At 36.4% G+C, this 8,414-nt stretch carries 8 protein-coding genes, 1 tRNA gene and 1 pseudogene; 2 read left to right on the top strand and 8 right to left on the bottom strand.

Annotated features, from left to right (window positions below; genetic code table 11):
- Positions 1-289: pseudogene (locus tag F9U64_RS23220) on the bottom strand (stage II sporulation protein E); the annotation flags it as partial.
- A 272-nt stretch (positions 290-561) separates the two neighbouring features.
- Between F9U64_RS23220 and F9U64_RS19835 the strand changes: the two are divergent.
- Together F9U64_RS19835 and F9U64_RS19830 are read left to right on the top strand one after the other, a co-directional pair.
- Positions 562-635 (top strand) — tRNA-Met (locus tag F9U64_RS19835).
- Between the two features lie 193 nt (positions 636-828).
- Positions 829-3,024, top strand: coding sequence for a 5'-nucleotidase C-terminal domain-containing protein (locus F9U64_RS19830; RefSeq protein WP_153406635.1), 2,196 nt, complete (start codon positions 829-831; stop codon positions 3,022-3,024).
- 232 nt (positions 3,025-3,256) lie between these two features.
- On the opposite strand, the gene F9U64_RS19825 is transcribed toward F9U64_RS19830, so the two are convergent.
- From F9U64_RS19825 to F9U64_RS19795, 7 genes are all read right to left on the bottom strand, one after another.
- The gene (locus tag F9U64_RS19825) at positions 3,257-3,667 is read right to left on the bottom strand and encodes a S1 domain-containing RNA-binding protein (protein ID WP_153406634.1); all 411 of its coding nucleotides are present in this window, start codon (positions 3,665-3,667) and stop codon (positions 3,257-3,259) included.
- A gap of 81 nt (positions 3,668-3,748) precedes the next feature.
- A complete protein-coding gene (locus tag F9U64_RS19820) occupies positions 3,749-4,129 on the bottom strand; it encodes an FtsB family cell division protein (protein WP_153406633.1) in 381 nt (126 codons plus the stop codon).
- Positions 4,130-4,134: 5 nt separating this feature from the next.
- A complete protein-coding gene (yabQ, locus tag F9U64_RS23625) occupies positions 4,135-4,719 on the bottom strand; it encodes a spore cortex biosynthesis protein YabQ (protein ID WP_153406632.1) in 585 nt (194 codons plus the stop codon).
- On the bottom strand, positions 4,716-5,015 hold the full coding sequence (gene yabP / locus F9U64_RS19810; RefSeq protein WP_153406631.1) for a sporulation protein YabP: 300 nt from the start codon (positions 5,013-5,015) through the stop codon (positions 4,716-4,718). Before yabP ends, yabQ begins: the two co-directional genes overlap by 4 nt.
- Before the next feature lie 67 nt (positions 5,016-5,082).
- Positions 5,083-5,343 carry an RNA-binding S4 domain-containing protein gene (locus F9U64_RS19805; RefSeq protein WP_153406630.1) on the bottom strand — a complete coding sequence of 87 codons (261 nt, stop codon included), beginning with the start codon at positions 5,341-5,343 and terminating at the stop codon, positions 5,083-5,085.
- Between the two features lie 24 nt (positions 5,344-5,367).
- On the bottom strand, positions 5,368-6,828 hold the full coding sequence (yabN, locus tag F9U64_RS19800) for a bifunctional methyltransferase/pyrophosphohydrolase YabN (RefSeq protein WP_153406629.1): 1,461 nt from the start codon (positions 6,826-6,828) through the stop codon (positions 5,368-5,370).
- Positions 6,828-8,390, bottom strand: a complete 1,563-nt coding sequence (locus tag F9U64_RS19795; RefSeq protein WP_153406628.1) for a putative polysaccharide biosynthesis protein — start codon at positions 8,388-8,390, stop codon at positions 6,828-6,830. Before F9U64_RS19795 ends, yabN begins: the two co-directional genes overlap by 1 nt.
- Between the last annotated feature and the right edge of the window lie 24 nt (positions 8,391-8,414).

The following is an 8,414-nucleotide window of genomic DNA, read 5'->3' as shown; positions in this document are numbered from 1 at the left end:
TTCCTTGCATCATTGTGTGTGAAAATGCACCTAAGACAGAGAAAATAATAAGTGTAAATAATTTGTCCCTCCTTAAGTACCATACAGCTACAATAAATGCGATTCCAAACGGGGATAATGTAGACAGGATGACGGCCCGACCTAATAGAAAACCTAAGATAGATAACATAAAACCCTTTTCAAACATGAAGTACTGTAACCATTTGATCCAGTTTCTCTGCCCGAACATTTGTACAAATCTTTCTTTTAATACGATAGATTTTGGTTTACTCTCCGTATAAGAATTCATTCCTCATCACTCCTTATCCATCATTTAAACATATTCCCACTCCCTTTTTTGTCAAAATAGGAAGCCACAACATAAGAAATGTTCGACTCATTGTCCAACTAATACATGTAAAGAATCGAAATGCGACAATTAACGTTGACTAATCTGTCAGAATTGCGTTCATTATTGTCCATTGTGTAAGAAATATTATGTTTAAAAATTAAAGTTGACATGATTAATAGAATGTGATAATATATTTTTTGTCTCTTTTAAAGAGATTAACAAGATATTTTGGCGGTGTAGCTCAGCTGGCTAGAGCGTACGGTTCATACCCGTGAGGTCGTGGGTTCGATTCCCTCCGCCGCTATCCTAATAGAAACCCTCTATTACTTAAAAAAAAGTAATAGAGGGTTTTTTTTTCAATAACTCCAGCCAATTACTCCATTCCCTGATTGATAGAAACTTTACCTAAACTTAATAGTATTTAAAGCATAGATCTATTACTATTGACTTATTGGAATGTTTCAATAAAATCAGGAATTCAGAGGAGTGTATTACATATGAAAAAGGAAAATATGCCAAAAGCAGCAATAGCTGCAATAGCCGCCACTGCTGCCAGTATCGCTGCAGTACCATCAGTTCAATTTGCGGATACTGCTAATTTTACTGACGTATCTGAAGATCACCCCTATTATGAAGTTATCCAAAATCTAGCTTCCCAAGGGGTAATCAGCGGGTATAATGACGGTGAATTTAAATTAGACAAGTCAATCTCTCGTGCGGAAGTTTCGATGGTTATTTCTAATTTACTGAACCTTGAATCAGTCAGTGCTTCGTTACCATTTACAGATGTTAATAAAGATGCTTGGTATGCTAATGGGGTGCAGGCACTTTACAAGGAAGGAATTATAAGTGGAAAGACGGAAACGATATTTGCACCTGAAACCGATATTACTCGTGCAGAATTTGCTCAAATGCTGGTACAGGCTTATGACATTCCGGCAGAAGCAGAAGAAACTTTACCTTTTACAGATTTAGACAAAGATGCATGGTATATGCCTGCAGTATCTGCCCTCTATTCCAACGGGTTAATCAAAGGGATGGATGAAGATACATTTGCTCCAGAAAAAGCACTTGAACGAGGAGATGCAGTCTGGCTGCTCGCTAATACCCATGATATGTTCAACAAGAGTGAAGAAAGTTTTAATCTCTCTATTATGCATACAAATGATATCCATTCACATTTAGATAATATGCCGAAATTAATGACTGCTGTTAAGGAAGTCAGAGCAGAGAAACCAGAATCTCTCTTACTTGATGCAGGGGATGTAAATACAGGGACATTATATTACAATGAATTTAAAGGACAAGCTGAAATTGCCTTTATGAATTTATTGGAATATGATGCAATGACTTTCGGAAATCATGAATTTGACCAAGGTTCCAGTGAAGAAGGTCATAAAGCATTATATGATTTTGTGAATAAAGCCAGCTTCCCTTTTGTCAGCTCGAATCTTGACTTTTCAAGTAACGAATATATGAGTGAACTGTTCCATGATACTTTATCCGCTTCACCAAATGATGGGGAAATTTACAATTCGATTGTCAAAGAAGTAAACGGAGAGAAAGTAGGCTTATTCGGTCTGACAACAGAAGAAACAGCTGATATATCAAGCCCTGGAGATATCAGTTTCGAAGATTACTTAGAAGCTGCAGAAGAAGCTGTTTCAGAACTGGAAGCACAAGGTGTCGATAAGATTATTGCACTTACACATATTGGCTATGATGATAATCCAGCAATGGATAACGATCAAGAACTTGCTGCAAATGTTGATGGTCTTGATATCATTGTTGGAGGACACAGCCATACAGAATTACCAGAACCTGTTCGTATCACATCAGATCCTGAAGATATGGAACCTACTATTGTCGTTCAGGCTTATCAATACGCTAATTTCCTGGGAACATTAGATGTAGAATTCGATGAAAATGGTATTGTAACAGGATATGCTGGTGAGTTAATTGAAATTGGCGAGCAAGCTGATGATCCAGCAGCAGTCAATTTGCTGGCAGGTTATGCAGAGCAAGTAGAACAAATTAAAAATGAAGAAAGTGGAGGAATTGCGGAAACAGCATTACCTAACCCGCGTATTAGTGATGAGACAGATACTGATATCAGTGTAAGAAACTCCGAAACTGCGTTAGGTAACTTAATTACAGATGGAATGCTTTCAAAAGCAAAAGAATATAATCCAAATACTGTCCTGGCTGTACAGAACAGTGGAGGAATTCGTACATCAATCGATCAAGGGCCTATTACTATTGGCGAAATCCTTACAGTGATGCCATTTGGAAACACATTAGCATTAATGGAATTAAAAGGTCCTGAAATAAGAGCTGCATTAGAGCACAGTGTCAGTGAAACACCGAATGAGAGTGGTGGTTTCCTTCAAGTTTCCGGTATGAAATTCACCTATGACAGTACCGCTGCAGCAGGAAATAAAGTACAAACAGTGGAAGTGGAGCAAAACGGAAATTATGTGGAACTGAATGATGAGGAAACATATGTTATTGCGACAAATGCCTTCACAGCAAAAGGCGGAGATGGCTATGATGTGTTCGCAAAAGCATATGAGGAAGGCCGTGTAACAGATTTAGGTTTAACTGATTGGGCAAACTTCCGTGATTATGTAGCTGAATTAGGCACCGTCAACCCTTCAATTGAAGGTAGAATTATGGATATTTCCAATCAATAAGTTCTTATGTGAAACCTTGTTATACACGCACCTTAGGATAAAAGGATAAATTAGTGATAAAAAAATCCGTATTGATTCGAATGAAGTTAACATTCGAGTCAATCGGATTTTTACTTTATTACGGACTCAGCTGAAATAGAAACAAAAAAACTGCCAAATATTATTGGCAGTTTTTTATATAAATACGAGTCACATCCGTCTTTGCCTTAAACTCTACATAGACAGCAAGTGTTTATCCTTTTCTCGCTCCTCGTCCTCCGCGTTTTGATTCTGTCTGTTTCTTTAATGTTGCTAAACGATCTTCAGAATCTTTTAAGAAACGATTCATTTTCTGTTCAAATGATTCGGGTCTTTCACGGTTATTTTTTGGATTGCCTTGGTTTTTACGACGATTTGATGGTGGCGGATTGTCTTTCGCTTTTTTAATTGATAACCCTATCTTACCATCGCTTTCTACATTAAGAACTTTAACTGTTACTTCATCACCAACTGTTAAATGCTCATTAATGTCCTTTACATAGTTATCGGCAACCTCACTAATGTGAACGAGACCTGTCTTACCATCAGGTAACTCAATAAACGCTCCAAAATTAGTGATACCTGTTACCTTTCCCTGCAACTTGCTGCCTACTTCGATTGACATAAAGAAATTGCTCCTCCTTAGATTTTTTAAGAAAAAAAATATTATTACATTTTATATTATAGCGAAGCAATAAAAACGGTGTCAATAAGATGTCTCTTCTTCCGGTAATTTAAATACAATTTCTCCTTCTTTCGTGAAGAAGTAATTGGTCTTAGCAATTTGTAGTAAATACTCTTCATCATTCAACAATTTAACCTCTTCTTCCAGATTTTGATGCTCCTGTTCAAGTTTGGCTAAATGTTCTGATTTTTCCTGATACTCTGTTTGTAATTGGTTCATTGCAACTCTTTGTTTAACATGGTATGTGGTAAGACTTATCGCGATTATCATGACAATGAGAAAGAACAAGGAAACTCTGCGAAACAGCCGTTTCTTTCTTTCCGTCTGTCTGCGATGATGTGCTTTATGTTGTTCAATATAGGCTTCGTGTATACTGGATACATTGCTGCTATGTTTTGCCATGACTCTTACCTCCTCGCACTGCTTTTATTTCGTTTCTTTTTTATTTTACTAAAAAAGCTGCAAATATGGTAGATATACTTTTTTCCATTTTCCGGCACTAATCGGAGAATTAATTTAAATATGTGGCGAAATGGAAATAATATTGTCATTAAAAGGAAACGAAGCAGCTTTAATAACAATAACAAAATACGATACAGTGATAAAAATACAATGGAGATGATCCAAACAACCGGATTAACCAGTAATAGTTTAATACAACGCACAATAAAACGCACGAAACTGGTTACATATTCCAAAATAACTTCGAGGGCTTTTCGGTAAAAGTGCTCGAATAGAGCCTTGAACATTGCATAACCACACAGAAGAGCAAGAAGGATGTAAAATCTGACGATTCCCTCATTAATTATATATAAAACAAAAAAGAGAAAAGCAGCTTGTACAACCCAAAAGAAGAGCTCACATAGATACCGTAAAAAAATAAGGTTTGCCCACCATAATTCCAGTCTTTTAAATGTAACATATGCAATACCAATATATACCCCAAAAGCAATCATCGTAAACATTGTGACAAACTGAGTCTCTAGCGTCATTTGAAGAGCTTGCTAAAAATACCTTTAGCTTTATCTCCTTGCTGTTCATCTAAATAGGAAAGTTCAAAAATTTTACCTTTAATCGATACATGGCCTGATTCCACATCAAGGTTCTTCATCTGTAAGTTATCACCACGTACTACTAAATATCCCATGACGGTTTGCAGAAGAAATTCTTCACTATCAAAACTATCGACTTCTTTCACTCCATCTATTTCTAGCAAACGTCTATTTGTCATTTTCACATGATGTTCCATTTGGGTTGTCGACAACGGCTTTTTATCATAATAGTTCATTACATTCCCTCCCTTTTATCCATAATTAATTTATGAAAAAAGGGACAAGTTTAGAACAAAACTGTACCTAATTCTCTTTATATTCTTCACTCTTTATTGTATATAAATCACTTGCTTCTTCTTTCTTTACTGTTTCTTTTAATTGGTCAATTTGAAGCGTTAATAGTCTTTGGCCAAACTGGATCTTTAATTCATCACCAACCACTACGTTTGTTGCTGCTTTTGCAACATTGCCATTAACAATAATTCTGCCTTGATCTGCAATTTCTTTTGCCAGTGTTCGTCGTTTAATTAGTCTTGATACTTTTAAAAACTTATCTAATCGCATGATAATTCCCTTCCTCATCCTTAATTAATCTTCTTTTTTTGCTTCTTCCCAAAATACATCTAATTGTTCCAGCGTAAATTCTTTCCACTCTTTCGTTGATGCCTTTACAGATTGTTCTACATATTGAAAGCGTTTTTTAAATTTTCTATTTGTTAATAATAAAGCAATTTCTGGATTAATTTTATAATATCTTGCTATGTTAATCATTGCAAATAGTATATCTCCGAATTCCTTTGTTATCTCATCTGAGTCACCGCTGGCGATTGCTTCTTTCCATTCGAGTAATTCCTCTTCCACTTTTGCCAGCATATCTGCCGCATTATCCCAATCGAATCCAACTTTTGCTGCTTTTTTCTGTAATTCTTCCGCCATTAACATTGCCGGAAATGCTTTCGGTATACCGTCTAATATAGACTCCTGGTGCTGATTTTGTTTCTTTTCCTGTTGTTTAATGCTCTCCCAATTTACCATCACTTCATTTTCATCTTTCACCTTAATGTTACCAAAGACATGAGGATGTCTGCGGATCATTTTCTCTGTAATGCTGCAGATAACATCATCAATCGTAAAATAGCCGGCTTCTTCCGCGATTTGACTATGTAGTAGTACTTGTAGTAACACATCACCTAACTCTTCTGCAATGGCATCATCATCCTCTTGATCAATCGCATCAAGCACTTCATAAGCTTCTTCGATCAAATACTTTTTTAAAGATTCATGTGTCTGCTTCTGGTCCCATGGACATCCGCCCGGACCACGTAATGAAGCAACAACTTCTCTTAATCGGAAAAACTGATGATTCAGCTCCTGTTTATCTATTGGAGGAACATAAACACTTGTTAAATTGCTTAAGTGAGTTTGCTGGTCTAATTGGTACAATGGTATATGTTTCACAGATTCCTGCTCACTGCCAACTGCTTCTGCAATATAGATCATATATTCTGGAGGCAAATCTTCTAATAAAGCCAGTTTCACTTCAGATGCAATAAACGCATCATATACCTGACAGAATACAAGATGCTGTTCATATTGCAGTTGATATCTTTCAAAGCTTGTACCATCAACGAACTGAAAACCTTCGATAGGGTCAAATTGAAATGTACGAAACAAATCATCCAGAAAGCTTTGTCCGCCTGCTATTTGAACATCAAGTCTATCATTTTCCAGTAATATTTGAACTGTTCGTTCTGCAAGCATCGGATGGCCAGGTACTGCATATACGATTTGCCCTTGTTCTTTTGCCTTCTCTTCCAGAATGGCAGCAATTTCCTCATACACAGCCTCGAATTGATCATGTCTTTCATATACAGCGTCAAATCCGGCAAAAGAAACTCCTTCCTCTTGTAATGATGTGATAACAGGATGATCCAGTGTTCTTACATAACATGTTTGATTATACTGAGTTAATTTACGATAAATTCCTAATGGTAACTGATGAATATCACCACTACCTAATCCGATTACTTCGATTATCGGCTTCAACATTATCTCTCCTTCTTGCTCAACTTATTTAAACCAGGGATAGACGCTAATTCTGACACGGAAAATACCTTTAGACGAACTAATGCAAACAAATAGAAGATAAACCCGCCAAATACACTAAACAGGACAAAAAACAGATTTTCCAGTCGGGTGTCTATTATGAAGTAATGTGTCTTAACATAATTGATAATAGTTAAGCTTGCTATCATAAACAATGCCGCAATAAGAACACGGCCGACGGGAAATCTGCCAATCTTCCGTCTGATTGCCTTTCGCAACAGATAAAAATAACTAACAAAAATAAATCCGATCGATAGAATAGAAGCGATTGCTGCCCCATCTAATTGTAAGAATGGTACAAGCAGCTTATTTAATACTACTTTTAACCATAATGCAATAAATAATACCAATGCTGTCCACTTCATATACCCAAATCCATGAAGCACGGAAGCAAGTGTAACTGACATACCAGTAAATAAAAGAACGGTAGATAAAATCCGCAAGCTTGCCGAACCATCCGTATTTTGATAAAAGAGTTCATTTATCTCTGGCATTAGAACAAACAAGCCTGCAGTAGCCCCTGCTGAAATGATAAAACAATATTTTAATGTGTTCCTGATCTGTTTCAATGAACGGTCTTCATTATTCTGCCAAGCCAATTTTGTTACATTTGGCACCATTCCAGCAGCAATAGATGACCCGATAATTGTTACTAACTGGAGCAGCGGCTGCCCTCTGTCCAATACACCTTTCCATTTCATTGCTTCTATTTCTGATAAACCACTGTTTACAAGAGCAGGCACGAGTGTAAATGCGTCAGCTAATTGGACAAATAAAAGCATCATATGGTTCATGCTAATCACAATCCCCGCTAATAAAACAGAGCTAATCAGCTGAGGATATGGTACAATTTCCAGAATATTCTCTTCTTTACTAGCATATTTCTTTTTCCATATGAAGTAAAGCAGCAGGAAAGCTAAACTAAATGCAAGTAAAGTTCCAACAGCTGCACCATCAGCTATTTGGTAGATAGACAGCTTGTCTTGGTATATCCAGATGGCGGCTGTGATAATAAATACAGCCCGGATAATCTGTTCCACTATTTGCGATTTTGCAATAGCCTGCAGATCATTTCTTGCTTGAAACTTCCCACGGTAAAACGCAATAAATGGTACGAATAAGAAAATCCAGGAAACATGGCGAATAGGATGTATCAGTTGGCTGTCTCCCATGACATTTGCTAAAAATGGACTAAAAAGAAACAGAAACAGAAATAGAAATAGACCTAAAAGAAAGAGTATATTAAAAATTCGCTGATTCATTTTTTTATTTCCAGATTCCATTTTATTTTCAATCAAAAAAGCGGCAACCGCTGAAGGTAATCCATATAAAGCTAGAGTAATGGCAATCCCGATCATTGGATATATTTGCTGATAAATATAAAAGCCAATATCACCAGTTAAATTTTGTAATGGTATCCGATAGGAGGCACTAATCACTTTTCCGAAAATACTCGCTAAAACTAATGCAAAAGTTCCTTTAAAAATGAGTTTCTTATCAGTCATGTCTGTCTTCCTTTAATATTTAAG

The organism is Gracilibacillus oryzae, from assembly GCF_009498735.1.
In the GTDB taxonomy this organism is placed as follows: Bacteria; Bacillota; Bacilli; order Bacillales; family Amphibacillaceae; genus Gracilibacillus; species Gracilibacillus oryzae.
This window is presented reverse-complemented; position numbering and strand designations above follow the sequence as displayed.